Source organism: Pantoea sp. 18069, from assembly GCF_902706035.1.
Taxonomy (GTDB): Bacteria; Pseudomonadota; Gammaproteobacteria; order Burkholderiales; family Burkholderiaceae_C; genus Comamonas.
On sequence record NZ_CACSJA010000004.1, the window covers coordinates 157715 to 182464 of the forward strand.

Annotated in this window: 24 protein-coding genes and 1 pseudogene; 14 read left to right on the forward strand and 11 right to left on the reverse strand. The window is 65.6% G+C overall.

All coding sequences use genetic code 11. The features are described 5' to 3' along the window. Positions 1-323 precede the first annotated feature (323 nt). On the forward strand, positions 324-1268 hold the full coding sequence (locus tag GVL12_RS05550) for an electron transfer flavoprotein subunit alpha/FixB family protein (protein ID WP_159911688.1): 945 nt from the start codon (positions 324-326) through the stop codon (positions 1266-1268). A 53-nt stretch (positions 1269-1321) separates the two neighbouring features. After that, a complete protein-coding gene (locus tag GVL12_RS05555) occupies positions 1322-2659 on the forward strand; it encodes an MmgE/PrpD family protein (protein ID WP_200843513.1) in 1338 nt (445 codons plus the stop codon). Between the two features lie 49 nt (positions 2660-2708). Here the strand turns inward: GVL12_RS05555 and GVL12_RS05560 are convergent, their stop codons facing one another. From GVL12_RS05560 to GVL12_RS05575, 4 genes are all read right to left on the reverse strand, one after another. Continuing rightward, positions 2709-3485, reverse strand: a complete 777-nt coding sequence (locus GVL12_RS05560) for an amino acid ABC transporter ATP-binding protein (RefSeq protein WP_159911690.1) — start codon at positions 3483-3485, stop codon at positions 2709-2711. Positions 3486-3511: 26 nt separating this feature from the next. Then, complete coding sequence (locus tag GVL12_RS05565) at positions 3512-4162, reverse strand: amino acid ABC transporter permease (RefSeq protein ID WP_159911692.1); 651 nt, start codon at positions 4160-4162, stop codon at positions 3512-3514. 11 nt (positions 4163-4173) lie between these two features. Then, positions 4174-4836 (reverse strand): amino acid ABC transporter permease, encoded by a 663-nt coding sequence (locus GVL12_RS05570; RefSeq protein ID WP_159911694.1) that lies wholly within the window; start codon positions 4834-4836, stop codon positions 4174-4176. A 176-nt stretch (positions 4837-5012) separates the two neighbouring features. Next, entirely contained in the window at positions 5013-5807 is a 795-nt protein-coding gene (locus GVL12_RS05575) for a transporter substrate-binding domain-containing protein (RefSeq protein WP_159911696.1), read from the reverse strand. A gap of 295 nt (positions 5808-6102) precedes the next feature. On the opposite strand from GVL12_RS05575, the gene GVL12_RS05580 reads away from it, so the two are divergent. The 5 genes from GVL12_RS05580 (at position 6103) to GVL12_RS05600 (ending at position 11376) form a co-directional block, all read left to right on the forward strand. Then, positions 6103-7002 (forward strand): MurR/RpiR family transcriptional regulator, encoded by a 900-nt coding sequence (locus GVL12_RS05580; protein WP_159911698.1) that lies wholly within the window; start codon positions 6103-6105, stop codon positions 7000-7002. A gap of 21 nt (positions 7003-7023) precedes the next feature. Beyond that, the gene (locus tag GVL12_RS05585) at positions 7024-8262 is read left to right on the forward strand and encodes a diaminopropionate ammonia-lyase (protein WP_159911700.1); all 1239 of its coding nucleotides are present in this window, start codon (positions 7024-7026) and stop codon (positions 8260-8262) included. Further along, positions 8259-9500: a Zn-dependent hydrolase gene (locus GVL12_RS05590; RefSeq protein ID WP_159911702.1), complete on the forward strand. Its 1242-nt coding sequence runs from the start codon at positions 8259-8261 to the stop codon at positions 9498-9500. The genes GVL12_RS05585 and GVL12_RS05590 overlap by 4 nt, the downstream gene beginning before the upstream one ends. A gap of 28 nt (positions 9501-9528) precedes the next feature. After that, positions 9529-10482, forward strand: a complete 954-nt coding sequence (locus GVL12_RS05595) for an N-carbamoyl-D-amino-acid hydrolase (RefSeq protein WP_159911704.1) — start codon at positions 9529-9531, stop codon at positions 10480-10482. 108 nt (positions 10483-10590) lie between these two features. After that, positions 10591-11376 carry a phosphoribosyltransferase gene (locus GVL12_RS05600; RefSeq protein ID WP_159911706.1) on the forward strand — a complete coding sequence of 262 codons (786 nt, stop codon included), beginning with the start codon at positions 10591-10593 and terminating at the stop codon, positions 11374-11376. A gap of 10 nt (positions 11377-11386) precedes the next feature. On the opposite strand, the gene GVL12_RS05605 is transcribed toward GVL12_RS05600, so the two are convergent. Further along, complete coding sequence (locus GVL12_RS05605; protein WP_159911708.1) at positions 11387-11581, reverse strand: YqaE/Pmp3 family membrane protein; 195 nt, start codon at positions 11579-11581, stop codon at positions 11387-11389. A gap of 42 nt (positions 11582-11623) precedes the next feature. Then, a complete protein-coding gene (locus GVL12_RS05610) occupies positions 11624-12259 on the reverse strand; it encodes a histidine phosphatase family protein (protein WP_159911710.1) in 636 nt (211 codons plus the stop codon). 240 nt (positions 12260-12499) lie between these two features. Here GVL12_RS05610 and GVL12_RS05615 point away from each other — a divergent pair, with 240 nt between their 5' ends. The 5 genes from GVL12_RS05615 to GVL12_RS05635 all read left to right on the forward strand — a co-directional run bounded on the left by GVL12_RS05615 (position 12500) and on the right by GVL12_RS05635 (position 19501). Beyond that, positions 12500-14089 carry an ABC transporter substrate-binding protein gene (locus GVL12_RS05615; RefSeq protein ID WP_159911712.1) on the forward strand — a complete coding sequence of 530 codons (1590 nt, stop codon included), beginning with the start codon at positions 12500-12502 and terminating at the stop codon, positions 14087-14089. A 174-nt stretch (positions 14090-14263) separates the two neighbouring features. Continuing rightward, on the forward strand, positions 14264-15853 hold the full coding sequence (locus GVL12_RS05620) for an ABC transporter substrate-binding protein (protein WP_159911714.1): 1590 nt from the start codon (positions 14264-14266) through the stop codon (positions 15851-15853). Positions 15854-15860: 7 nt separating this feature from the next. Beyond that, entirely contained in the window at positions 15861-16826 is a 966-nt protein-coding gene (locus tag GVL12_RS05625) for an ABC transporter permease (RefSeq protein ID WP_159911716.1), read from the forward strand. Positions 16827-16841: 15 nt separating this feature from the next. Then, positions 16842-17783 (forward strand): ABC transporter permease, encoded by a 942-nt coding sequence (locus GVL12_RS05630; RefSeq protein WP_159911718.1) that lies wholly within the window; start codon positions 16842-16844, stop codon positions 17781-17783. Continuing rightward, positions 17780-19501: an ABC transporter ATP-binding protein gene (locus GVL12_RS05635; protein WP_159911720.1), complete on the forward strand. Its 1722-nt coding sequence runs from the start codon at positions 17780-17782 to the stop codon at positions 19499-19501. The genes GVL12_RS05630 and GVL12_RS05635 overlap by 4 nt, the downstream gene beginning before the upstream one ends. Before the next feature lie 203 nt (positions 19502-19704). On the opposite strand, the gene GVL12_RS05640 is transcribed toward GVL12_RS05635, so the two are convergent. Beyond that, positions 19705-20091 (reverse strand): hypothetical protein, encoded by a 387-nt coding sequence (locus GVL12_RS05640; protein WP_159911722.1) that lies wholly within the window; start codon positions 20089-20091, stop codon positions 19705-19707. Positions 20092-20780: 689 nt separating this feature from the next. On the opposite strand from GVL12_RS05640, the gene GVL12_RS05645 reads away from it, so the two are divergent. Together GVL12_RS05645 and GVL12_RS05650 are read left to right on the forward strand one after the other, a co-directional pair. Then, positions 20781-21491, forward strand: a complete 711-nt coding sequence (locus tag GVL12_RS05645; protein WP_159911724.1) for a DarT ssDNA thymidine ADP-ribosyltransferase family protein — start codon at positions 20781-20783, stop codon at positions 21489-21491. A gap of 20 nt (positions 21492-21511) precedes the next feature. Further along, positions 21512-21967, forward strand: a pseudogene (locus GVL12_RS05650) (macro domain-containing protein); the annotation flags it as partial. A gap of 216 nt (positions 21968-22183) precedes the next feature. On the opposite strand, the gene GVL12_RS05655 reads toward GVL12_RS05650, so the two are convergent. The 4 genes from GVL12_RS05655 to GVL12_RS05670 all read right to left on the reverse strand — a co-directional run bounded on the left by GVL12_RS05655 (position 22184) and on the right by GVL12_RS05670 (position 24714). Continuing rightward, positions 22184-22858 carry a DUF4136 domain-containing protein gene (locus GVL12_RS05655; RefSeq protein ID WP_159911726.1) on the reverse strand — a complete coding sequence of 225 codons (675 nt, stop codon included), beginning with the start codon at positions 22856-22858 and terminating at the stop codon, positions 22184-22186. 83 nt (positions 22859-22941) lie between these two features. Next, the gene (gene ttcA / locus GVL12_RS05660; RefSeq protein ID WP_235033809.1) at positions 22942-23817 is read right to left on the reverse strand and encodes a tRNA 2-thiocytidine(32) synthetase TtcA; all 876 of its coding nucleotides are present in this window, start codon (positions 23815-23817) and stop codon (positions 22942-22944) included. 91 nt (positions 23818-23908) lie between these two features. After that, positions 23909-24283 (reverse strand): dihydroneopterin aldolase, encoded by a 375-nt coding sequence (locus tag GVL12_RS05665; protein ID WP_159911730.1) that lies wholly within the window; start codon positions 24281-24283, stop codon positions 23909-23911. Continuing rightward, complete coding sequence (locus GVL12_RS05670) at positions 24280-24714, reverse strand: dihydroneopterin aldolase (protein WP_159911732.1); 435 nt, start codon at positions 24712-24714, stop codon at positions 24280-24282. Before GVL12_RS05670 ends, GVL12_RS05665 begins: the two co-directional genes overlap by 4 nt. Positions 24715-24750 lie beyond the last annotated feature (36 nt).

A 24750-nucleotide genomic window follows, 5' to 3' on the forward strand; every position in this document is an offset into this window, starting at 1 on the left:
GGTCCGATTTATGCAAACAGCGCTTGCAAAGTCATGATTTTTTCCAAAACGAATAGCTAATGGCCGTTCGCCCTGAGCCCGCCTAGGCGGCCCCGTCGAAGGGCGTCTCCACCCAAGGCCAGTGCGCCAGTTCATCCTTCGACAGGCTCAGGACGAACGGGATTTTGAGGCCGTGCTTTAACTTGAGCGCGCTGTTTCTTGTCAACGCATTGCGAGACCCGTCTCGCTTACCCCGCTCAGGACGAACGGTAGGTTGCGCTGCGCCGCATCCCCGTTCGCCCTGAACCCGTCGAAGGGCCGGTACCCATACCGAAAGAAATTCCATGACCTCCCTCGTTATTGCAGAACACGACAACGCTTCGATCAAGCCCGCCACCCTGAACACCGTCACGGCCGCCGTGGCCTGTGGTGGCGACGTGCATGTGCTGGTTGCAGGTGTTGGCGCGGCCGCCGCGGCCGCTGCCGCCGCCCAGATCGCTGGCGTGTCCAAGGTGATCCACGCCGATGGCGCATCGCTCAAGAACGGCCTGGCCGAGAACGTCGCCGCCCAGGTGCTGGCACTTGTGGGAAATAGTGCGCCCGGCTACAGCCATATCCTGTTCCCCGCCACGGCTGGCGGCAAGAACGTCGCGCCGCGCGTCGCGGCCACGCTCGATGTCGCGCAGATCAGCGACACCACCAAGGTCGTGAGCGCCGACACCTTCGAGCGCCCCATCTACGCGGGCAACGCGATTGCCACCGTGCAATCGGGCGATGCGACCAAGGTCATCACCGTGCGCACCACGGGCTTTGACGCGGCTGCGGCCACGGGTGGCTCGGCCGCCGTCGAAACCGTGGCCGCTGCAGCGGATGCCGGCAAGAGCCGCTTTGTGGGCAGCGAGATCGCCAGGAACGACCGTCCGGAGCTCACTGCGGCAAAGATCATCGTGTCGGGCGGGCGCGCGCTGGGCTCGGCCGAGAAGTTCGCGCAAGTCATCACGCCGCTGGCCGACAGGCTGGGCGCAGCCATTGGCGCAAGCCGTGCGGCCGTTGATGCCGGTTATGCGGCCAATGACCTGCAGGTCGGCCAGACCGGCAAGATCGTCGCGCCGCAGCTGTATATCGCGGCCGGCATTTCGGGTGCGATCCAGCATCTGGCGGGCATGAAGGACTCCACGGTGATCGTCGCGATCAACAAGGACCCCGAAGCGCCTATCTTCAGCGTGGCCGACTACGGCCTCGAAGCCGATCTGTTCACGGCCGTGCCGGAATGGGTGGGGGCTGCCTGATGCTTCGCAGCGGCGCCCGCTTTTTCACCAGCCCAGAAAAAGGCAGACAGAACATGACACCAGGATTGACCCAGCAGCTCGGCGTATTCGTCGCCGATATCGCGGCGCAGGGCGCTCCGGCCGAGGTCCGGGAAGCGGCGAAAGAGGGCCTGATCGACAGCATTGGCTGCATGGTGGCGGGTAGCAGGGACGAGGCCGTCGCAATCGCCATGCGTGCCTTGCCGCCAGCGCAGGGTGGCACGTCGCGGCTGTGGTTTTCTGAGCGCACGACGCAGGCGGCCGATGCGGCCTTGCTCAATGGCATAGCCGCCCATGTGCTGGACTACGACGATACCTGCCTGCGCGGCCACCCGAGCGCCGTGCTGATGCCGGCGATCTATGCGGTGGCGCAGGAACGCGGCAGCAGTGGCCGGCAGTTGCTCGATGCCTACGTCGCAGGCTACGAGACCTGGGCCGAATTGGTAGACCGCGAGAGCGAATTCCACCAGATGAAGGGTTGGCATCCCACGGGGATTTTCGGCAGCATCGCTGCGGCGGCAGCCTGTGCCGTGCTGTATGGGCTGGATGCGCCGCGCGCCACCTGGGCCCTGGGCCTCGGCGCCAGCCAGGCCAGTGGACTGATGTCAAACTTTGGTGCTATGTCCAAGTCCTTCCACGTCGGTCGCGCTGCGCGGGACGGCGTGATCGCGGCGCGGCTCGCGGCGCACGGTTTCACGGCTTCCCCGGACGCCCTCGAACACCCGCTTGGATTCCTGGCTGCAGTGTCCCCCTCGGGTAAGGTGGATCGCACGCGTCCGGCCGTGGGGCTCGGACGCGAATGGCAATTGGTGCGCCGGCGCGTCAATCTGAAGAAATACCCGACCTGCTATTACACGCACCGCGCATTGGACGGTGTGTTGGCTCTGCTGGCCGAACAGCCCGTGTCCGCCACGGCCATCGAACGCATCGACGTCACGCTGAGCGAAGAGCATGCGCTGGCATTGCGCAACGCCGCGCCGCGCACGGCACTGGCAGCGAAATTCAGCATGCAATTTGCGATGGCCTGTGCCGTGATCGCGCGCAAGGCCGGCCTGACCGAACTGACCGACGAATTCGTCTGCCGTGCCGATGTGCAGGCGTTGATGTGCAAGGTGACCATCCGTCTCGACAAGGTGTACGACCCGCAGACACCGGGCGCGGCCCAGGTCGACCGGGTCACCTTGTACACCCGCGATGGCGCGGTCCGCGGCCAGTCGGTGCACCGTGCCACCGGCCACGCACAGCAGCCGCTCGCCGCCGCGCATCTGCGGGAGAAATTTCTCGAATGCCTCGCTTTTGGGGGGTTCCAGGGTGATGCGCAGGGGTTCTACACCGCCTTGTCGCGGCTCGAGGATCTCGACGTCATTGCTTAAGGAGTCCTGAGCATTTCGAAGGATCGAAGGACGTTTGAAGGGCGAGAGTTCAATGCCCTCGCCCCAGAAACTGCTGCAGCTCGGGCGTTTGCGGCGCGCCGAACAGCGCTTCGGGCGTGCCGACTTCGTGCACCTTGCCCTGGTGCATGAACACCACGCGGTCGCTGACCTTGCGCGCGAAGTTCATTTCGTGCGTGACCATGACCAGCGTCATGCCCTGGTCGGCCAGGCTTTCGACGACCTGCAGCACTTCGCCCACGAGTTCGGGGTCCAGCGCCGAAGTGACTTCGTCGCACAGCAGGATTTCGGGGTCCATGGCCAGTGCGCGCGCAATGGCCACGCGCTGCTGCTGGCCGCCCGAGAGCTGGTCGGGCATGGCGTCGAACTTCTCGGCCAGGCCCACGCGCGCCAGCAGGCGCTCGGCGTTCTGGCGCGCAACATCCTTGGGCTGGCTCGTGACCAGCGTGGGCGCGAGCATTACATTGCGCCCCACGGTCAGGTGGGGAAACAGGTTGAAGTTCTGGAAGATCATGCCCACGTTCTTGCGCAGCTCGCGCATGGCGCCGGGGTTGTCGGCCTGCAGCGGCTGGCCGTGCACCGTGAGCGTGCCTTCCTGGAAGGCTTCGAGGCCGTTGATGCAGCGCAGCAGCGTGCTCTTGCCCGAGCCGCTCTTGCCAATGATGGACACCACTTCGCTGCGCGCGATCTGCAGGTCCACGCCCTTGAGCACTTCGTTGCTGCCGTAGCGCTTGCGCAGGCCGCGGATATCGACCAGAGGGGTCTGCGAGGCGATGGGGGAAAAGGGGGCGGTGGCGGTAGAGGTCATGGCAAAGTTCCGGAAAAAGCCGGCAATCAGGAAGCGGGGCGCAGGCGGCGCTCGAGGCGCTGGCTCCACAGCGACAGAGGAAAGCACAGCGCGAAATACATCAGCGCCACGCAGCCGTAGATCAGGAAAGGCTCGAACGTCGCGTTGGCGATCAGCTGGCCGGCCTTGGTGACTTCGACAAAGCCGATGACGCTGGTCAGCGCCGTGCCCTTGATGATCTGCACCATGAAGCCGGCCGTGGGCGCCACGCCCAGGCGCATGGCCTGGGGCAGGATCACGTGGCGCAGCTGTTCGCCGAAACTCAGCGCCAGACTCGCCGACGCTTCCCATTGGCCCTTGGGCACGGACTCGACGCAGCCGCGCCAGATGTCGCAGAGATAGGCGCTTGCATAGAGCGTGAGGCATACGCTCGCGGCCAGCAGCGGCGAAGTGTCCACGCCCAGCATCGCCAGGCCGAAATAGATCAGGAACAGCTGCATCAGCAGCGGCGTTCCCTGGAAGACCTGCACATAGCAGGCGACGGCGCGCACCGCGCCCGGCAGCTTGCTCAGGCGCAGCACCAGCAGCGCCAGCGCGAGCAGGCTGCCACAGGCAAAGGCGATCAGCGACAGCCCCACGGTCCAGCGCAGGGCCAGCAGCAACTGGCGGGCAATGTCCCAGAAAGTGAAATCAACCATGGTGCTTCCTTTCAGCGGCGGCGGCCAAAGACGAAACGCGGGCCGAACCAGTTCAGCAACTGGCGCAGCAGCACCGCCAGGCCCAGATAGATCAGCGTGACCACGATGTAGGCCTCGAAGCTGCGGAACGTGCGGCTGGAGATCAGGTTGGCCGCATAGGAAATCTCTTCGGTGGAAATCTGGCTGCACACCGCCGAGCCCAGCATCACCAGGATGATCTGGCCCGTGAGCGCGGGCCAGACGCGGCCCAGCGAGGGCGGCAGCACCACGCGCGTGAAGATCTGCCAGCGGGTGAGCGCCAGGCTTTGCGCGGCCTCGATCTGGCCGCGCGGCGTGGCCTGTATGCCGGCGCGCACCTGCTCGCAGGCATAGGCGCCCAGGTTCAGCGTCATCGCCAGGATGCTCGCGGTTTCGGGCGACAGGCGCAGGCCCAGCGAGGGCAGGCCGAAGAACAGAAAGAACAGCTGGATGATGAACGGCGTGTTGCGAAACACTTCCACATAGGCGCTGACCACGAAGCGCAGGACAGGGCCGGCGTTCAGCCGCATCCAGGCACATGCCACGCCCAGCGCCACGCCCAGCGGCGTCGCCACTGCGGTCAGCAGGGCCGTGAGCGCCAGGCCCTTGAGGAACATAGGCCATTGGGCCAGCACCGTCGCGAAATCCATTGTCATGGGTGCATCCGTGGAAACAGAGAAGAGGGCAGGGCGGCCGCAAGGGCGCAGCCTCTGAAACTGGCGCGGCCCAGCAAGGGGACACCGAGCAAGGGCCGCCCCGCAGCGATGGTGTCGTCCCCCTCCACCGAAGGTTGAGAGGGGGAAGCCGCGCAGCGGCTCAGGGGGTGTTTTGTTTAATCCGGCAGATTGCCCATGCCCCGCCCCAGCCACTTCTGCGAATAGCCTTCGATGGTTCCATCGGTCTTGGCGGTGCGCAGGATGGCGTTGACCTGGGTCAGCAGCGCGGTCTCGCCCTTGCGCACGCCGATGTAGTTGGGCGAATCCTTGATCAGCAGCTTGTATTCGGCCTGGACCTTGGGGTTCTTTTGCAGCGCCGCGGCGGCGACGGCGGCGCCGATGGCGACGAACTGGGTCTGCTGCGACATGAACGCGGCCATGGTCGAGTTGTCGTCCTCGAAGCGCTGTATCTTGAGCGTCTTGGGCGCCAGGCCCTGCAGCGCATCGTCCTGGATGGTGCCGCGCGTCACGGCCAGCGTCTTGCCGGCCAGGTCGTCAAACGACTTGAGCGCCACGTCCTTGGGGCCGAACACCGCCTGGAAGAACGGCGCATACGAGACCGTGAAGTCGATCACCTTGGCGCGCTCCTCGTTCTTGCCCAGCGACGAGACGATCAGGTCGATTTTCTTGGCCTGCAGGTAGGGAATGCGGTTGGGCGTGCTCACGGGAACGAACTCGGCCTTGACGCCGAGCTTGTCGGCGATCAGCTGGGCCACGGCCACGTCGATGCCCGTGGGCTTGAAGTCCGGGCCCATATAGCCATACGGTGGGTAATCGGTGGGAATGCCCAGTGCAATGCTTTTCTTGGCCATCACGGCCTTGAGCGAATCGTCGGCATGCGCGCCCACGGAAAACGACAGCGCGGCAGCGGCGAGCAGACCCGACACGGCGGTACAGACTTTGAACTTCATGGCGCAGGACCTTTTGTGAAAAGAAGTGAATGCGCCATGGTCTGAGCAGGATGCGTGCCAGCTTGAAACAGCCATGCCAGCCAGGCCGTCGCCGGCGCGCATTTTTCCGGGGTGCAGCACGGGCGCCAGAGGGGAACGCACTGCCTGGCCGCGATTCCAGGCATTGGTCTTGCTTGGCAAGGCCGTGCCATATGAAACGCTGGTTTCTTTGGCTTGTATGTATGGAACAAGAATTTCACAGTGGTGCGTCCCGGCCCTGGCTTGGTGCGGGCCGCACCTGAATGGAGCAAATGCGATGGAACAGCAGTCCGCCACACCCCTCGATGCGCGCATCCGCGAGGTCTATGCCGACCTGTCGGCGGCCGAGCGCAAGCTCGCCGATGTGCTGCTCGCGCGCCAGCATGATCTGCGCGGCTATTCGGCGACGGAGCTGGCCGCGCTGGCCGATACCTCGAAGTCCAGCGCCGCGCGCTTCTTCCGCCGCCTGGGCTATGCGGGTTTCGATGAGTTCCGCCTGCAGGTGCGTTCGCGTGCCACCCCGCATTCACCGCTGGCGCGCCTGGCCCAGGCGCCGGCCCAGCCGTCGGCCGATGCCGGCCTGCAGGCCCATGCGCGGCGCGATGCGCAGCGGCTGCTGGCCTGGTCCGAGGAACTGCGCGACGAGGACGTGCAGGCCGCGCTGGCCCAGCTCGTGCGGGCGCGCCGCATCGCCGTGCTCGGCTACCGCCACAGCCAGGTGACGGCGCAGTACGCGAGCCTGCTGTTCGACCAGGTGCGCCCTGACGTGCAACTGCTGGCCACGGGCGGCGGGCGCGAAGCCGAAGCGCTGGCGGGCCTGGGCGCCAAGGACCTGCTGTTCGTCGTCGATTTCCGCCGCCGCAGCGCCCAGCTGGCGCGCGTGCTCGCCGCGGCGAGCGCGGTCGGCATTCCGCTGGTGGTGCTCAGCGACGCCGCGCCCGGCGAGTGGCTGGCGACCACGGCCCAGGCCGACGTGGTGCTGCGCTGCGCGCGCACCGCCGCCGCGCCCCAGCCGCCGGAGCAGACACCGCTGTTCGACACCTATGTCTGCGGCATCAGCCTGGTGAACTTCCTCGCGACCGCGCTGGCCGCGCGCTTGCGCGCCAGCGCCCAGGCGCGGCTCACGCGCATAGAACACCTGCATGCCGCGCTTGGCGACCTGCAGGCCCCGAACTGATTTTTTCCCTGAGGTATTTCCATGTCATCCCTGCCTTCCCTGTCGATCGAGCTTGTACTGAACCCGGCCAATCCCCAGCGCAGCCGCGACGAAGCCTATGGCGCGCGCCGCAGCGAAATTCTCGGCGCCCCAGCCCTCGCGCAGGCCGAGCGCGAACTCTCGGCCTGGCAGGGCTATGCGCCCACGCCGCTGCACGCGCTGCCCGCGCTGGCCCGGGCGCTGGGCGTGCAGTCGCTGCACTACAAGGATGAGGGCGGGCGCTTCGGCCTGGGCAGCTTCAAGGCGCTGGGCGGCGCCTACGCGGTCGCGCGGCTGCTGTGCCGCGAACTCGGCGCGCGCCTGGGCCGCACGCTCGACACCCGGGACCTGCAGCAGCCCGAAGTGCGCGCGCTCAGCGCCGGCATTACCGTGACCTGCGCCACCGATGGCAACCATGGCCGCTCGGTCGCCTGGGGCGCGCAGCTGTTTGGCTGTGCCTGCGTGATCTATGTCCATTCCACCGTAAGCCAGGGCCGCACCGACGCGATTGCCGCCTATGGCGCCCAGGTGGTGCGCACGCCGGGCAATTACGACGACGCCGTGCGGCGCGCTGACGCTGACGCCAAAGAACGGGGCCGCTTTGTGATTTCCGATACCTCCTACCCCGGCTACATGGACGTGCCGCGCGACGTGATGCAGGGCTACCAGCTGATGGTGCAGGAAGCCGCGGCGCAGATCGGCGAGCGGCCCACGCACATCTTCGTGCAGGCCGGCGTGGGCGGGCTCGCGGCCGCGGTCTGCGGCTATTTCTGGGAGCGCGACGGCGGCGCGCGCCCGCAGTTCATCGTCGTCGAGCCCGAGCGCGCGGCCTGCCTGTTGGAGAGCGCGCGCGCCGGGCAGCTGCGCGCGGTCGAAGGCGAACTCGACACGCTGATGGCGGGCCTGGCCTGCGGCGAAGTCTCGCATCTGGCCTGGGAGATCCTCGAAAAGGGCGCGGATGCGTTCTGTGCCATCGCCGATGCCGCGGCCGTGGACTGCATGCGGCTTTTGGCCCACCCGCTGGGCGGCGACCGCGCCATCGTCGCCGGCGAATCGGCCGTGGCCGGCGTGGCCGCGGCCATTGGCGCGCTGCAAAGCCCCGCGGCGCGCGCGCAGCTGGGTCTGGGCGAAGGCAGCCGCATCCTGTTCTTTGGCAGCGAAGCCGCGACCGACCCAGCGCTGTATGCGCAGCTCGTGGGCGAAAGCGCCGCCGCCGTGGCCCTGCGCGCGGAGGCCGCATGAGCACCGACCTGCGCATCGACGGCGCGCGGCTGCTCGCCAGCCTGGAGGCCCTGGGCCGGCATGGCGCGCTGCCCGGCGGCGGCACCAACCGACTCGCCTTGAGCGACGCCGACCGCGCGGCGCGCGACTGGACCGTGGCGCAGATGCGCGCGCTGGACATGGCTGTCGAAATCGACGCGATCGGCAATGTGTTCGCCACCTATGCGGGCACGCAAGACCTGCCACCGGTCGCCACCGGCAGCCATATCGACACCGTGCGCACCGGCGGACTCTACGACGGCAACTACGGCGTGCTCGCCGGCCTCGAAGTCGTGGCCACGCTGCGCGCCGCGGGGCGGCGCACGCGCCGGCCCCTGCAGGTCGCGTTCTTCACCAACGAGGAAGGCGCGCGCTTTCAGCCCGACATGCTCGGCAGCCTGGTGCATGTGGGCGGCATGCCCCTCGAAGAGGCGCTGGCCCAGCGTGCGGTAGACAACGGCGCGCGGCTCGGAGACGAACTCGTGCGCATAGGCTATGCGGGCGCAGCGCCCGTGGGCCGCCCGCGCGTGGACAGCTTTGTCGAGCTGCATATCGAGCAGGGCCCGGTGCTGGACCGCGAAGGCATTGCGATCGGCGTGGTCGAAGGCGTGCAGGGCATCTGCTGGACCGAGCTGACGTTCACCGGCCGCAGCAACCATGCGGGCACCACGCCCATGGCCTTGCGCCAGGACGCAGGCATGGCCGCGGCGCGCGTCGCGGCCTTGGCCCACGATCTGAGCCAGCGCCATGGCGGGCGCCAGCTGGCCACCGTGGGCGCGCTCACGCTGCAGCCCAATCTGGTCAATGTGATCGCCCAGAGCGCGCTGATGACCGTCGATCTGCGCAACACCGACGGCGCGCTGCTGCAGCAGGCCCAGGCCGGGCTGCTGGCCGGCGCGCGCCGCATTGCCGCCGAGCATGGCGTGCTGCTGAGCCACCGCCTGCTTGCCGATTTCGCGCCCGTGGATTTCGACGCCGCGCTGGTCGACAGCGTCGAGCGCGCGGCCCGTGCGCTGGGCCTTGCCACGCTGCGCCTGCCCAGCGGCGCGGGCCATGACGCGCAGATGCTGGCGCGCGTGTGCCCCACGGCCATGGTGTTCGTTCCCAGCCGCGACGGCCTGAGCCACAACGTGCGCGAATTCACCGCGCCCGAGCAGTTGGTACAGGGCGCGAATGTCTTGCTGCAGGTGCTGCTCGAACGCGCTGATCGCGCGAACTGATACGAAACTGTTTTGAAGGAATTCCAGAATGTCCCGAATCGTCAATGTCGCCCTGGGCCAGCTGGGCCCGGTGCAGCGCGCCGACGCCCGCGCGGCCGTGGTCGCGCGCCTGTGCGCCATGATGCGCGAGGCGCACAGCCTTGGTGCCCATGTGATCGTCTACCCCGAGCTCGCGCTGACCACCTTCTTTCCGCGCTGGTACATCGAGGATGCGGCCGAGATCGACAGCTACTTCGAGCGCTCCATGCCCAGCCGTGAAACCTTGCCCTTGTTCGAACTGTCGCGCGAACTCGGCGTGGGCTTTTACCTCGGCTATGCCGAACTGGCCGAGGAGGGCGGCAAAAGCATGCGCTACAACAGCGCCATCCTGGTCGACCGCAGCGGCAGCATCGTCGGCAAGTACCGCAAGATCCATGTGCCCGGCCATTTCGAGCACGAGCCCTGGCGCAAGTTCCAGCATCTGGAGAAGCGCTATTTCACGCCGGGCAAGTCGTTCGACGTGCACCAGGCGTTTGGCGGCACCATAGGCATGGCGCTGTGCAACGACAGACGCTGGGCCGAGAGCTACCGCGTGATGGCGCTGCAGGGCGCGGAGATGGTCTTCATAGGCTACAACACGCCGGTGCACAACGCGCCCGCGCCCCAGCACGACGACCTGTCGCTGTTCCACAACCAGCTCGCGGTGCAGGCCGGTGCCTACCAGAACGGCTGCTGGGTCGCGAGCGTCGCCAAGGGCGGGCTCGAGGAGGGCGTGGAAAGCATTGCCGGCAGCCTGCTGGTCGCGCCCTCGGGCGAAGTCGTCACGCGCTGCGTGACCAAGGGCGATGAAGTCGTGGTCGGGCGCTGCGACCTCGATTTCTGCGCGGTCTACAAGTGCACCACGTTCAACTTCGACCTGCACCGCCACCCCGAGTGCTATGGCCTGATCACCGCGCGCAAGGGCGAGACCCTGGCCGCGGACGGCACGCCCTTGGCGGGCTGAACGTCGCCCGCAAAGCCTGTGATGACCGCAGGGGCGGGCCAGGTCTGGCGCGCGCCGCGCTGGCTATGATCTGCGCGGCGCCGGGGTGTCCGGCATGCGAGGTCGAGCATGGCAGGAATCCATTCCAAGGCACTGGAGGCAGCCGATGCGCTGCCCGGTTGCCCCGCGCCCGGCTGCCCGGCGCCCGGTTGCCCGGCGCCCGGCTTTGACGCCACCACGGGCTACTGGCAGCGCATTGTCGCCGCCGAGGAACTCGTGCAGCCGGCGGCGCCGCCGTATCAGCGCAGCTATCCCGCGCGGCTGCGCGACGGCCGCTACCTGCTGCTGCCGCTGCGCGCCATGCCCGGCGATCCGGCGCGCTGCATGGCCTCGCTGGTGGCCAACCAGGCGGCGCTCGACGTGGTGCAGGCGCTGGCCCAGTCCATGGTCGAGCAGGCGCGCGACCATGCGGTGGACGCCGTGGTCGGCCTGCCCACGCTGGGCCTGTGCTTCGCGCCCACCGTGGCCCGCGGCCTGGGCCATGCGCGCTTCATTCCGCTGGGCTTTTCCCGCAAGTACTGGTACCGCGAGGAGCTGTCCGAACCCGTGCGCTCGATCACCTCGCCCAACCAGGACAAGCGGCTGTATCTCGACCCGCACCAGGCCCACCTGCTCGAGGGCCGGCGCGTGCTGGTCGTCGACGATACCGTGAGTTCGGGCGCGACCATGGTCTCGAGCCTGCGCCTGCTCGCGCGCTGCGGCGCGCAGGTGGTGGTGATCGCCGTGGCCATGCGCCAGGGCACGCGCTGGCGCGAGCGGCTGCGCGATGCCCGGGGCCAGCCGATTCCCGTGCTCGGCGCGCTCGACGCACCCTGCATGGTGCGCACGTCCGCAGGCTGGGTACCTGAAGCCTGAGCCCAGGGCTTTAGCCGCGCTGCTTGAGGACTTTTTCGATCTTCTGGTCGGTCTTGTACTGGCTCAGCGCATACACGGCCCAGATCGCGGCCGGGATCCAGCCGATCAGCGTGATCTGCAGCAGCAGGCACAGCAGGCCGGAGAACGGCCGGCCAATGGTGAAGAACACGGAAAAAGGCAGCAGCAGGGCAAGAAGCAGTCGCATGGTCTTGAGGCTTTCGTCAGGAAAAGAAGCGGCAGGCCGCAGTCAACATATCTCGTCTCTTGCCGTGTTTTCAAGATGGCTGCTGTCGGCCCAGCCCACCAGGCCCAGGCCCTGGGGCGTCCACAGCAGGCGGTTGATGGCCGCATTGCCCAGCGCGAAAGTGCGCGGTGCCTGCAGGTCCTGGCCGGTCGCGAGGCGGTAGAGCGTGTCGAGCACGCCGCCATGGGCCGTGAGCACGATCAGCTCGCCCGGGTGGCGCGCCGCGAGCCGCTCGACGGTGGCTTTCACGCGGTCGCGCAGCATGACCAGCGACTCCCCGCCTTCGGGCGTGAACTCCGGGTCGCGCTGGCGCCAGCGCAGCGCGATGTCGGGCAGCTCGGCTTCGAGTTCGGCGAACGTGCGGCCTTCATGGACGCCGAAGCTGCGCTCGCGCAGCCCGGGATCGGCCGCGAGCGGCGCGCCCGTGGTGCCGGCCACGGCCTGCGCGGTCTGGTAGGCGCGCTGCAGGTCGCTGCTGTAGATCTGGGCCACGGGCTCGTCGGCCAGCGCCTGTGCGGCCTGCGCGGCCTGCCACAGGCCCAGTTCGTTGAGCGGAATGTCCTTGTGGCCCTGCAGTCGGGCCGTGGCATTCCAGGCGGTTTCTCCGTGGCGGATGGCGATGATGCGGGTGGCTTGCATGCGGCGGAACAATCGAGTGGGCAATGACAAAGGCGACTGCCGATTGTGCGGCAACTGGCTCGGCAGGGCAGGCGAAGGGTTGGATGGCCGGGCCCGGGCCGCGCAAGCGATTGGCGCGCATGGGTGTCTGGCCGCGGCTGACAGGGCGTGGGATGGATTCATCCTTTCGCTCGGCCGCGCCGCCCGCCAAGATTGTCGGCAGGACGTCCATCGTTGCCACTCTTCGCCAAGGAGATCGCCATGCTGCGCAAACTACTGCTTCCATCGCTTCTGGCCGCGGGCCTGCTCACCGCGGCAGCGGCCCAGGCCGAGACGCTGCGCTGGGCGCGCGCCTCCGATCCGACGTCGCTCGATCCGCATGCGTTCAACGTCGGCACCAATTTCACGCTGCTGCACCAGATGTATGAAACGCTGGTCAACCGCGACGCCAGGGGCCGGCTCCAGCCCTCGCTGGCCACGTCATGGCAGCTCAGCGCCGATCCCACGGTCTGGGAGTTCAAGCTGCGCCCCAATGTCAGGTTCCATGACGGCGCGACGCTGACCGCCAAGGACGTGGTGTTCTCGCTGAACCGCGCCAAGGGCCCGACGGCCCAGGTCAAGTCGCTGCTCTCGTCCATGGTCGAGGCCAGGGCCGTCGATGACCTCACGGTGCAGGTCAGGACCAGCGGCCCCAACCTGATCTTTCCGAACAACCTCACCAACCTGTTCATCATGAACGAGGCCTGGGCCAAGGCCAAGGGCGCGCAGACCACGCAGGATGCGGCCAGCAACACGGAAAACTTCGCCACGCGCAACGTCAACGGCACGGGCCCCTACCAACTGGCCAGCCGCGAGCAGGACGCCAGGACCGTGATGAAGCTCCATCCCCAGTACTGGGGCAAGGGCCGGGCGCCGCTGCAGGTGACCGAACTGGTCTATCTGCCGATCAAGTCGCCGGCCACGCGCATTGCGGCGCTGCTGTCGGGCGAAGTCGATTTCGCGCAGGACATCCCGGCGCAGGACGTGGCGCGGCTCAAGCAGGACCGGCGTCTGCGCATCAACGAAGGGCCGGAAAACCGCTCGATCTTCCTCGGGCTCAACGTCGGCGGCAAGGAGCTCAAGTACTCCAGTCTCAAGGGCAGGAACCCGCTGGCCGATGCGCGCGTGCGCGAAGCCATCCACCTGGCCATAGACCGCGACGCGATCAAGCGCTCGGTGATGCGCGGCCTGTCGATTCCCTCGGGCATCATCGCGCCGCCGTTCGTCCACGGCTACACCAGGGCCATGGCCGCCTATCCCAAGGTCGATGTCGCCAAGGCCAGGAAGCTGCTCGCCGAAGCAGGCTACGCCGATGGCTTCGACCTCACGCTGCATTCGACCAATGACCGCTATGTCAACGACGAGGCCATCAGCACCGCCATCGCGGGCTTTCTGGGCCGCGTGGGCATCAAGACCACGGTGGTCGCGCGGCCTATCTCCCAGCACAGCGTGGCCATCAACAACGCCGACGCCGACTTCTATTTGTTCGGCTGGGGCGTGCCGACCTACGACTCGGCCTATATCTTCGACTTCCTGGTCTATACGCGCGGCAAGGATGGGCGCGGGCCGACCAATGCCACGGGTTTCAGCAACCCCCAGGTCGATGCAGACATCGCCTCGCTCGCGTCCGAGCCCGACAAGGCCAGGCGCGATGCGGCCATACAGCGCATCTGGGCCGTGGTGCAAAAGCAGCGCTTCTACATTCCCCTGCACGACCAGATGGTGCATTTCGCTTCCGTGCGGCGGCTCGATATTCCCGTGCACCCGGAAAACGAGGTGCACTTCAAGGATGTGAAGTTCGACGCCAGGTGATGCGTGCCGCGGGCTTGATGTTTTCCCCCTTGATTGCCGGGCGCAGCCCCGTCAAGATGGATCGCGCACGGAATGTAGGCCTGGATCTTGCATCCGTGTAGTGTGCGAACGCGGCAGCCGGCAGGACGGCTGTGCGCGGCGCAGCTTGTCCTATTCGTTTGTTGAGGAAACCCGATGCTGCTGAAACTGCTGTTTACATCCCTGCTGTCCGCAGGCCTGCTGACCGTGAGTGGCGCGCAGGCCGAAACGGTGCGTTGGGCGCGTGCGTCCGATCCGACCACGCTTGACCCCCATTCCTTCAACACCGGCACCAATTTCGTGCTGCTGCACCAGATGTACGAGACCCTGGTGGGACGCGACGCCAAGGGCAAGCTGGTGCCCACGCTGGCGACTTCATGGAAGCTCACCGCCGACCCCACGGTCTGGGAATTCAAGCTGCGCCCCGGCGTCAAGTTCCATGATGGCGCGGCGCTCACCGCCAAGGACGTGGTGTTCTCGCTGCAGCGCGCCAAGGGGCCTACGGCCCAGGTCAAGTCGCTGCTGGCCTCGATGGTCGAAGTCAAGGCGGTCGACGACCTCACGGTGCATGTCAAGACCAACGGCCCCAACCTGATCTTCCCCGACAACCTCACCAACCTGTTCATCATGAGCGAGGCCTGGGCCAAGTCCAAGGGCGCGGAAACCACGCAGGACCCGGCGAGCAGCACGGAAAATTTCGCCACGCGCAATGCCAACGGCACGGGCCCCTACCAGCTGGTGAGCCGCGAGCAGGAGGCGCGCACGGTCATGAAGGCCAACCCCCAGTACTGGGGCAAGGGCCAGGCACCGCTGCAGATCACCGAACTGATCTATCTGCCGATCAAATCGCCGGCCACGCGCGTCGCGGCGCTGCTGTCGGGTGAAGTCGACTTCGCCCAGGACATCCCGGCGCAGGACGTCGCGCGGCTCAAGCAGGACCAGCGCCTGCGCATCAACGAAGGGCCGGAAAACCGCTCGATCTTCCTGGGCCTCAACGTCGGCGGCAAGGAGCTCAAGTACTCGAGCGTCAAGGGCAAGAACCCGCTGGCCGACCCGCGCGTGCGCGAAGCCATCCACCTGGCCATAGACCGCGATGCGATCAAGCGCTCGGTGATGCGCGGCCTGTCGATTCCCTCGGGCATGATCGCGCCGTCCTTCGTCAATGGTTACAGCAAGGCCATGGCGGCCTATCCCAAGGTCGATGTCGCCAAGGCCAAGCAGCTGCTTGCCGACGCGGGCTACGCCGATGGCTTCGACCTGACGCTGCACACCTCCAACGACCGCTATGTCAACGACGAGGCGATCAGCACCGCCATCGCGGGCTTTCTGGGCCGCGTCGGCATCAAGACTTCGGTGGTCGCGCGGCCTATCGCGCAGCAAAGCGTGGCCATCAACGGCGCCGATATCGACTTCTACCTCTACGGCTGGGGCGTGCCGACCTATGACTCGGCCTATATCTTCGACTTCCTGGTGCATACGCGCGGCAAGGACGGTCGCGGCCCGACCAACGCCACGGGCTTCAGCAACGCCGCGGTCGACACCGACATCATGGCGCTGGCTTCCGAGTCCGACAAGGCCAAGCGCGACGAGATCACGAAGCGCATCTGGGACGTGGTGCAAAAGGAGCGTTTCTACATTCCGCTGCACGACCAGGTGATCCATTTCGCGTCGATCAAGCGCATCGACGTGCCCGTGCACCCGGACAACGCCGTGCTCTTCAAGGACGTGCAGCTCGGCGCGAAGTGAGGCAATCATGCTGGCCTATCTGTTGCGGCGCCTGGGCCAGTCGGCCCTGGTGCTGCTCGCTGTGTCCCTCATCGCCTTCATGGTGTTCCGCCATATCGGCGACCCGACGATCAGCCTGCTCGGTGAGGACGCGACGCTCGAAGAGCGTGCGGCGCTGACCACCGAGCTGGGTTTCGACCAGCCCGTTCCGCTGCAGTACATGCACTACCTGGGCAAGGTGGTGCAGGGCGATCTGGGCGTGTCCTACCGCCTCAAGCGGCCGGTGCGCGAAGTCATTGCCGAGCGCCTGCCGGCGACGCTGGAGCTGGCGCTGATCGCCTCACTCGGCGCGCTGGTGATCGGTGTGGTGCTGGGCGTCTACACGGCCTTGAGAAGCGAGGGCTGGCTCAGCCGGTGGGTGATGACGGTGTCGCTGGTCGGCGTGTCGCTGCCCACGTTCCTGATAGGCATAGGCCTGATCTACCTGTTCGCCGTCGAGCTGCGCTGGCTGCCGTCGTTCGGGCGGGGAACGACGGTCAGGATCGGCGGCTGGGAAACCGGCCTGCTCACGGCCTCGGGCTGGAGCGCGATCATCCTGCCGGCAATCACGCTGGGCTTCTACAACATGACGCTGATCATGCGGCTGGTGCGCGCCGAAATGCTCGAAGTGCTGCGCTCCGACTACATCCGCTTCGGCCGCGCGCGCGGCCTGCGCGAAAAGGACCTGTACTTCGGTCATGCGCTGCGCAATACGCTGATTCCGGTGATCACCATCGCCGGCCTGCAGATCGGCACGCTGATTGCGTTTTCCATCGTGACCGAAACCGTGTTCCAGTGGCCGGGCGTGGGCCTGCTGTTCATTTCGTCCATCCAGGGCGTGGACGTGCCCCTGATCGCGGCCTATCTGATGTTCATTGCGCTGCTCTATGTGCTGATCAACCTGCTGGTGGACTTTCTCTACCTGGCCGTTGACCCGCGGCTGCGCCGCCGATAACAAGGGAAATGAAACATGTCCGATGTGATCTATAGACCGGCGGCGCCGCGGCGCGGCTGGCGCCAGAGCGATTCGCCCGTGAAGCGCGCGTTCGCGCGCTCGCGCACCGTCCAGGTCGCGGCCGCGGTGCTGCTGCTGATCGTGCTGGCGACGCTGCTCGCTCCCTGGCTGGCCTGGCAGAACCCGTTCGATTCGGCGAGCCTGGAGCTCAACGACGCTTTCCTGCCGCCCTGGTCCGAAGGCATCAACGGTGCTTTCTATGCGCTGGGCGCGGACGACCAGGGCCGCGATGTCGCCTCGGCCATCCTCTACGGCCTGCGCATGTCGGTGCTGGTCGGCGTGTCGGCCGTGCTGCTGTCGCTGTGCATAGGCGTGCCGCTGGGCCTGGTCGCGGGCTATGCGGGCGGCTGGTTCGATACCTTGCTGATGCGCATTGCCGACGTGCAGCTGACGTTTCCGGTGATCCTGGTGGCGATGCTGATCCTGGGCGTCGTGCGCGGCGTGGTGGCCGAAGGCGCGCGCGAGCAGGTCGCGGTGCTGGTGATCATTCTCGCGATCGCGCTTTCGGACTGGGTGCAGTACGCGCGCACGGTGCGCGGCGCGGTGATGGTCGAGAAGCAAAAGGACTATGTGCTGGCCGCGCAACTCATAGGCCGCAGCCGCACGGCCATTCTCACGCGCCATATCCTGCCCAACCTGCTCGCTCCCATCCTGGTGATCGCCGCGATCAGCTTCGCCCACGCCATCGTCGCCGAGTCCACGCTGTCCTATCTGGGCGTGGGCCTGCCGCCGACCCAGCCTTCGCTGGGCACGCTGATCCGCATCGGTCAGAGCTTTCTGTTCTCGGGCGAATGGTGGATCTTGCTGTTCCCCTCGCTGGTGCTGCTGGCCCTGGCACTGTCCGTCAATCTGGTCGGCGACTGGCTGCGCGACGCCCTGAATCCCAAGCTGCAATGAGTTCCTCCGACACCCATCCCCTGCCGGTGCTGCGCGTGCGCGATCTGGGCGTGACGTTCGACACCTACCGCGGCCCGGTACAGGTGCTCAATGATGTGAATTTCGAGATCGCCGCGGGTGAAATCCTCGGCGTGGTCGGCGAGTCGGGCGCGGGCAAGTCCATGACCGGCGCGGCCGTGATCGGGCTGATCGATCCGCCGGGGCGCATCTCCAGCGGCACGGTCGAGCTCAGCGGCGAGCGCATCGACGGCCTGCGCGGCGAAGCCATGCGCCGCATCCGCGGGCGGCGCATAGGCTCGATCTTCCAGGACCCGCTGACCAGCCTGAACCCGGTCTATACCGTGGGCCGCCATCTGGTCGAGACCATTCGCACCCATCTGCCGCTGTCCGAGGCGCAGGCCAAGGCGCGCGCGCTGGCGCTGCTCGAAGAGGTCGAGATTCCCGAGCCGCGGGTGCGCTTCGGCCAGTATCCGCACCAGTTCTCCGGCGGCATGCGCCAGCGCGTGGCGATCGCGCTGGCGCTGTGCGCCGAGCCGCAGCTGATCATTGCCGACGAGCCGACCACGGCGCTCGACGTATCGGTGCAGGCCCAGATCATCGCGCTGCTGCGCCGCGTGTGCCGCGAACGCGAGGCCGCGGCCATGCTGATCACCCACGACATGGGCGTGATCGCCGAAACCGCCGACCGGGTCATGGTCATGTACCAGGGGCGGGTGCTCGAGACCGGCCCGGTGCGTGAAGTACTCGACCGCCCGACCCAGCCCTATACGCGCGTGCTGATGGCCGCGATTCCCTCGGTGCACGAGCGGCTGGAGCGCCTGCCCGTGCCCGAGATCGACGCCCCCGCGACGGCCGCACCCGTGAAAACAGCGCCCATCAAGGCAGAGCCCGCGCCGCGCGCATCGTCCGGGGAGGCAAAGACGCTGCTGGAAGTGCGCGACCTGGGCAAGGAGTTCGATCTGTCGCTGGGCTGGCTCGAGCGCGTGGTGTCGCGCCAGCCGCGGCGCACGCTGCAGGCCGTCGACGGCGTGGGCTTCAAGATCCGCCAGGGCCGCACGTTTGGCCTGGTCGGCGAATCAGGCTCGGGCAAATCCACGGTGGCGCGCATGGTCGCGGGCCTGACGGTGCCTACGCGCGGCCAGGTGCTGTTCGATGGCGAGGACCGCTTCCAGGCGCAGACCGACCTGCGCCGGCGCATCCAGATGATTTTCCAGGACCCGTACGCGAGCCTGAACCCGCGCTGGACCGTGGCCCGGCTGATCGCCGAGCCGCTCGAAGTGCTGGGCCTGACCGCCCACCCCGATGACACCGCCGAGCGCGTGGCCCAGGCGCTGCGCCGCGTGCGCATGACACCCGACGATGCGCGCAAATACCCGCACCAGTTCTCGGGCGGCCAGCGCCAGCGGATCGCGATCGCGCGCGCGCTGGCAAGCCAGCCCGAATTCATCATCTGCGACGAACCGACATCGGCGCTCGATGTGTCCGTGCAGGCGCAGGTGCTGAACCTGATGCGCGACCTGCAGGAAGAGTTCGGCCTGACCTATCTGCTGATCAGCCACAACCTCGCGGTGATACGCCATATGTGCGACGACATCGGCGTGATGCAGCGCGGGCGACTGGTCGAGGCCGGCGAGGCACAGGCCGTGCTCGATGCACCGCAGCACGACTACACCCGTGCGCTGATGGCGGCGATTCCTGATATTCGCCATGTGCATTGAGGCAGCAGGGTTTTCTGGCCAATAGCTGCGGCAATTGGCCAGAAAAGACGCCTTGAGGCCTGTGCATGCACCTTCCCCCGATCCCGCCCGGGGATCCGTATGGCATTGGATTTTCAGGAAATGGGCGCGCGGCTCAGCGGTTGCTTCACGCGATATTCGACACCGGCCATCGTCGGTTTCGCCGGTCGCCGAGAGCGTGTCATTCAATTGCCCGTATGAACAAATTGCGCCAGATATGTTTCGATGATGCGCGGGATTCTTGAAAACAATTTTTGAAATCGATGGAGGAGAGCGGGGCGTTGCCGCAGGTCGATGATGTGCCGTGGGCAGTGGGTGACCAGCTTGGGCGCGGCCTGCCTCACCCCGTTGAAACAGGTTGCCTGTCCCTGGCATTGCGCTTCGCTTGCGGCGCTGCTCACCTCCATGACCTCGTCGGTGGTCCTGTTCTTGACCAGGATATCTCCCCGCAAACAGCGGCGCGATTTTCGGCGCTCATGCGACCTGCATGGTGCCGGGAGGGACGTGCCCTGGGTACTGCGCCAGCCTGTCAGCGCAAAAGCAGATATCCAATATCTGGCTGGAAGCTTCATCGCTCCTCCCTGTGAGATGGGTTGCTGGTGCGTGCCGCCGCCGCGCGCAGGCCAAGAGGCGTTGTCTGCAGGTGCGCGGCAAACGTGACGGGCGCAAAGGGGAAATCGGCTGCCGGGTCGGCAGTCGCGCTGGCAACACATAGGTAACCCCCATGGGGCGCGAGTTCCTTGCGCGCAGCGCTTTGTCGGCCAGCGCCGTGCAAGAAGGGGCGTAACGGGCGCGCCTGCACTCCCGCAAGCCGCGATCGAGCAGAGCCGATGGCGCGCAGCCCGCCAAGCCTTCAGCGGCCGCACGCGACCCACCCTCCATGCAGACGAGCGTCTGCTGATTCGGGTCGCCGCTTGTCATGGCCCGCTTCGCCGGCACGGCTCTGCATCGGCAAAGGGAATGCGGCGCAACGCCCTGACGACCTGGTCAAGAGTGCGGCATGGAGCTGTTCATGCAGTCGTCAGAGGCTCCGCTGGACAACGCAGCCAGACGAGCAACCGGATGCGCGACGAATTGCTTCTCGAAAAACGTATAAAACTATCAATAAGTAAAATCAATTGATGGAACCTATCGATCACTCAGGGTACATACCCCTTGCTTGTGCTCTTGTTCAAAGGCATGCCAAGCCGTCAGGAACAGCCAGGGATCAACAGCCTTCCCAAACAAATACCGACCATCTTTAAATAACACTTGAACTAAGATGCCAGATTTCAAAAAATCACAATATATTTACCACATTACTGCATTGGATAATATTCCAGGCATTTTAATGGCTGGAGGGATCAAATGCAGAAGCGACTTGGAGTCAGATGACTTCAATGATGTCGCCAGCGACTCGATAATCGGCAAAAGAGCCGAATATGGACTGGATAAATTTGTGCCATTTCATTGGGTTTACGGCAGCGAATTTGACTATTCCATACACAAAGGCTATAAAGATACAGAATTTGCTTATATTGCAATTGACCGAAATATCGCAAAAAAAGAAAACTGGAAAGTTATTCCGCAGCACCCGCTGGCAGGCGGAAAAGCCCCGGAAATTCTTGATTATTCCATTGGATTCAATAAGATCGATTGGAATTACATGAAGCCGCATTATCAATATTACGAAGGATTGTATAGCTACAAAAACCAGCTAACAACCATGGCTGAGTGTCTTGCTCCCAAAACGGTGGCAACAAGCAAATTTGCCAAAATATTTGTGAGCAGCGAAGATGCGCTCAATGCCCTCTTGGGGGATTTCGAAGACGAATTTTCCGAAGATACAGATGAAGATGATTTTTCTCTCTATGAATATTGGGCAAAAGATCAATCCCCAAGTGATGATTTATGCGATTTGGAAAGCGTTTTTGAAAACCTTCCAGATGATTTGTTCGAGATTTGCCCAAGTATGTTTAAATATTACAATTGAGTATGCACATCATTCAATAAATGATAAAAATCACCCGGGGTAATTTACTAGAGGCCCCAGCAGAGGCCTTGGTCAACACCGTCAACACGGTCGGGGTGATGGGCAAAGGCATCGCGCTGATGTTTAAAGAGCGCTTCGACGGAAATTTTCGCCTCTATGCGGCCGCTTGCAAAGCCAGCCAGGTGCAGACCGGCAAGATGTTTGTGACGCAGGTCAATGAGCTGTATGGGCCGCGTTGGATCGTCAACTTTCCGACCAAACAGCATTGGCGTGCGCCATCGCGCATGGAATGGGTCGTTGCCGGGCTGCAGGACCTTCGGCGCTTTCTGCTCGAGCAGCAGGTCAAGTCGATTGCCATTCCGCCGTTGGGTGCGGGCAATGGGGGTCTGCAATGGGCTGCTGTGCGCGCGCAAATTGAGCAGGCGCTGGGAGACCTGGACACAGAAATTCTGCTGTTCGAGCCGACTGAGCAGTGCTAAAACGTCGCCAAGCGTACCTGGGCCAAATATACGCTTGCCGAGCAAGCGCGGGGAGTCATACACCAGCGCCGGGCCGCCCCAAGGCAGCGGACAACCTCCTCGGGGGGCCGCGACCCGCGCAGCGGCGCAGCGTGGGGGCCATTGTTTTCAATGTGCATGCCCAATATCCCGCACGCGCACTGATCAGCCTATGCGGTTTCAGGGCAGGGCCGCTCACGGCCGCGCGGGCACCGGCTGCGGTACGGACACAGGTGCCGGCGTGGCCGGCCCCGACACCGGCAGCGGCGTACGCACCTGGCGCGTGCCTTGTGGCGGGTTGGGGAAACCGCTGAGCGCGGCGTCGAACAGCACGCCGAAAATCGCCGGATCATTGGTCCAGACGTCTTCATGCACGGCCGAGGTCTCGTAGACGATGCGTTGCGTGCGCTGCTCGCGCATCACGACGCTCACTGCGCGGTAATGCAGCAGCGGCGGTGTATCGAACATGAAGCCGCCAAAGCCCATGCCCCAGCCCGCGCCGCGGCCAAAGCCCAGGCCCCAGTTCCAGCGCGGGCCGTAGGGGGCATAAGGGCCGTAGTAGGCGGCCATGTCGCGGGTGTAGCGGGCCTGGGCGCCGATCTGTACCACCAGGCTGCCCTGGCTGTCGTCGCGCTGCAGTCCGGCCTTGGCCAGCGACTGCTGGGCCAGCGCCTCTATGCTTGCGAACTGCGGTGCGTTCGCCTGTTGCGACGGCAGCAGCTCGAGCCGGTAAGTGGGCGGCGAGGGCAGGGCCGCGAGCGTGGAGAAGCTCTGCACATCGCTTTGCACGTCGCGCACGCTGGCGCAGCCCGCGAGCAGCGCGGCGCAACCGAGCACCGTCAGGGAGAGTTTCCAGCGGGTGGATGCCATGGCATATTCCTTCGCTCGCTGTGCAAAACCGGGGTGCAGAGGTGGCGAGCAGACACCTTTTGCACCCTGACGACGCGGCCCGGTCAGGACAGCTGGACGACCTGGACCCCGGGCAGCGTGGCCGCGGCCGGGAATTCCTCGTGGTCGAACGCCATGTCGCCGTCGGGGTTCGCAATGCCCGTGGCCCTGGCGTTCTTGAAGTCGTGCAGCTTCGGGTCCAGCATATGCGTTGTCACCACATTCTGCATTGCGCGGAACATGTTCTCGATGCGGCCCGGGTGCTTTTTCTCCCATTCGCGCAGCATTTCGCCCACGGCCACGCGCTGCAGGCCGTCCTGGCTGCCGCAGAGGTTGCAGGGAATGATGGGGAAGTTCTGCGACTTCGCCCAGCGTTCCGTGTCCTTCTCGGGCACATAGGCCAGCGGGCGGATCACCACATGCTTGCCGTCGTCGCTGACCAGCTTGGGCGGCATGCCCTTGATGCGCCCGCCATAGAACATGTTGAGCAGCAGTGTCTGCAGGATGTCGTCGCGGTGGTGGCCGAGCGCTATTTTTGTGCAGCCCAGCTGGTCGGCCACCTTGTACAGGATGGCGCGGCGCAGGCGGCTGCACAGGCCGCAGGTGGTCTTGCCTTCGGGAATCACGCGCTTGACGACGCTGTAGGTGTCCTGCGTCTCGATGTGGAACGGCACGCCCAGGCCCTTGAGGTACTCGGGCAGGATATGGTCGGGAAAGCCGGGCTGCTTCTGGTCGAGGTTGACGGCCACGAGCTCGAACTTCACGGGTGCGCGCCGCTGCATCTTCAGCAGGATGTCGAGCATGGTGTAGCTGTCCTTGCCGCCGGACATGCAGACCATGATCTTGTCGCCTTCCTCGATCATGTTGAAGTCGGTGATCGCGCGGCCGACCTCACGGCACAGGCGCTTCTCGAGCTTGTGCTGCTCGCGTTCGATCTTGATGCCCGCGGCCTTGGCGGCGGCGGCGGCATCGTCGGCGGCGGGCGCTTCGTCTATCCAGGGGTTGTGTTCTGTCGTGGCGTTCATCGGGGGCTCACCATTGTCCGGTTTCAATGCGGATGGCGACTTCGCAGTCGTCAAAGATTTCGAGTTTTGCAATTTTCACGCGAACGCCGCGCACGCCAGGTAACAACATCAAACGCTGGGCGAGCTTGCCTATCAGGCTCTCGAGCAGGTTGACATGTTCGGCCGTGCACTCGTCGATGATGATCTGGCGCACCTTGCGGTAGTCGAGCACATGGCCGATGTCGTCGTCCTTGGGGCGCAGGGCCTGCGGTCCGAGGTTCAACTCGGCATCGACCTGTATCGGTTGGGGCGAGGTCTTCTCATGGGCAAGAATGCCCAGGTTGGCGTCAAATCGCAAACCGGTCAGGTTCAGGGTTTGGCTGCCCACAGCAGCTGAGTTCATGATGGAAAGGAAAGAAGTTCGGCCGCGTTCGGCTTGATGGTGAAGACTTCCACGCCGACCGCGGCGCAGTCGGGGTAGACGTCGGGCTTGCTGGTCGCCACGCGTGCGGCCACCACCTGGGGGTGGGCCAGCAGCGTCTGCAGCAGGGCGTCGCACAGCGTTTCCTGCAGCGCGATATGGCCGCGCGTGACTTCGCGCTGCACGGCTTCGCGCACGAAATCGTAGTCGACGACTTCGTGCAGCGCGTCGGTGCTGGGCGTGGTCGCGCGCAGCGGCACATACAGGTCGATGTCGAAGCGCATGCGTTGGGGCGCGGCGCGCTCGAAGTCGTGGATGCCGATCGAGACCTGCTTTTCGAGGCCTTGCAGGAACAGCCGCCGACATTGCAGCAGAAGATCATGCGCGGCAATGCGCGGCGGGGATTCGGTCATGGTGAAAGGCCAAGGCAGGGGTGGGCGGGACAGTGC

Excerpts from the sequence above, each read along its gene's own strand:
- GVL12_RS05550 (WP_159911688.1), top strand. The coding sequence starts at position 324 with ATGACCTCCCTCGTTATTGCAGAACACGACAACGCTTCGATCAAGCCC.
- GVL12_RS05555 (WP_200843513.1), top strand. The coding sequence starts at position 1,322 with ATGACACCAGGATTGACCCAGCAGCTCGGCGTATTCGTCGCCGATATC.
- GVL12_RS05560 (WP_159911690.1), bottom strand. The coding sequence starts at position 3,485 with ATGACCTCTACCGCCACCGCCCCCTTTTCCCCCATCGCCTCGCAGACC.
- GVL12_RS05565 (WP_159911692.1), bottom strand. The coding sequence starts at position 4,162 with ATGGTTGATTTCACTTTCTGGGACATTGCCCGCCAGTTGCTGCTGGCC.
- GVL12_RS05570 (WP_159911694.1), bottom strand. The coding sequence starts at position 4,836 with ATGACAATGGATTTCGCGACGGTGCTGGCCCAATGGCCTATGTTCCTC.
- GVL12_RS05575 (WP_159911696.1), bottom strand. The coding sequence starts at position 5,807 with ATGAAGTTCAAAGTCTGTACCGCCGTGTCGGGTCTGCTCGCCGCTGCC.
- GVL12_RS05580 (WP_159911698.1), top strand. The coding sequence starts at position 6,103 with ATGGAACAGCAGTCCGCCACACCCCTCGATGCGCGCATCCGCGAGGTC.
- GVL12_RS05585 (WP_159911700.1), top strand. The coding sequence starts at position 7,024 with ATGTCATCCCTGCCTTCCCTGTCGATCGAGCTTGTACTGAACCCGGCC.
- GVL12_RS05590 (WP_159911702.1), top strand. The coding sequence starts at position 8,259 with ATGAGCACCGACCTGCGCATCGACGGCGCGCGGCTGCTCGCCAGCCTG.
- GVL12_RS05595 (WP_159911704.1), top strand. The coding sequence starts at position 9,529 with ATGTCCCGAATCGTCAATGTCGCCCTGGGCCAGCTGGGCCCGGTGCAG.
- GVL12_RS05600 (WP_159911706.1), top strand. The coding sequence starts at position 10,591 with ATGGCAGGAATCCATTCCAAGGCACTGGAGGCAGCCGATGCGCTGCCC.
- GVL12_RS05605 (WP_159911708.1), bottom strand. The coding sequence starts at position 11,581 with ATGCGACTGCTTCTTGCCCTGCTGCTGCCTTTTTCCGTGTTCTTCACC.
- GVL12_RS05610 (WP_159911710.1), bottom strand. The coding sequence starts at position 12,259 with ATGCAAGCCACCCGCATCATCGCCATCCGCCACGGAGAAACCGCCTGG.
- GVL12_RS05615 (WP_159911712.1), top strand. The coding sequence starts at position 12,500 with ATGCTGCGCAAACTACTGCTTCCATCGCTTCTGGCCGCGGGCCTGCTC.
- GVL12_RS05620 (WP_159911714.1), top strand. The coding sequence starts at position 14,264 with ATGCTGCTGAAACTGCTGTTTACATCCCTGCTGTCCGCAGGCCTGCTG.
- GVL12_RS05625 (WP_159911716.1), top strand. The coding sequence starts at position 15,861 with ATGCTGGCCTATCTGTTGCGGCGCCTGGGCCAGTCGGCCCTGGTGCTG.
- GVL12_RS05630 (WP_159911718.1), top strand. The coding sequence starts at position 16,842 with ATGTCCGATGTGATCTATAGACCGGCGGCGCCGCGGCGCGGCTGGCGC.
- GVL12_RS05635 (WP_159911720.1), top strand. The coding sequence starts at position 17,780 with ATGAGTTCCTCCGACACCCATCCCCTGCCGGTGCTGCGCGTGCGCGAT.
- GVL12_RS05640 (WP_159911722.1), bottom strand. The coding sequence starts at position 20,091 with ATGAAGCTTCCAGCCAGATATTGGATATCTGCTTTTGCGCTGACAGGC.
- GVL12_RS05645 (WP_159911724.1), top strand. The coding sequence starts at position 20,781 with ATGCCAGATTTCAAAAAATCACAATATATTTACCACATTACTGCATTG.
- GVL12_RS05655 (WP_159911726.1), bottom strand. The coding sequence starts at position 22,858 with ATGGCATCCACCCGCTGGAAACTCTCCCTGACGGTGCTCGGTTGCGCC.
- GVL12_RS05665 (WP_159911730.1), bottom strand. The coding sequence starts at position 24,283 with ATGAACTCAGCTGCTGTGGGCAGCCAAACCCTGAACCTGACCGGTTTG.
- GVL12_RS05670 (WP_159911732.1), bottom strand. The coding sequence starts at position 24,714 with ATGACCGAATCCCCGCCGCGCATTGCCGCGCATGATCTTCTGCTGCAA.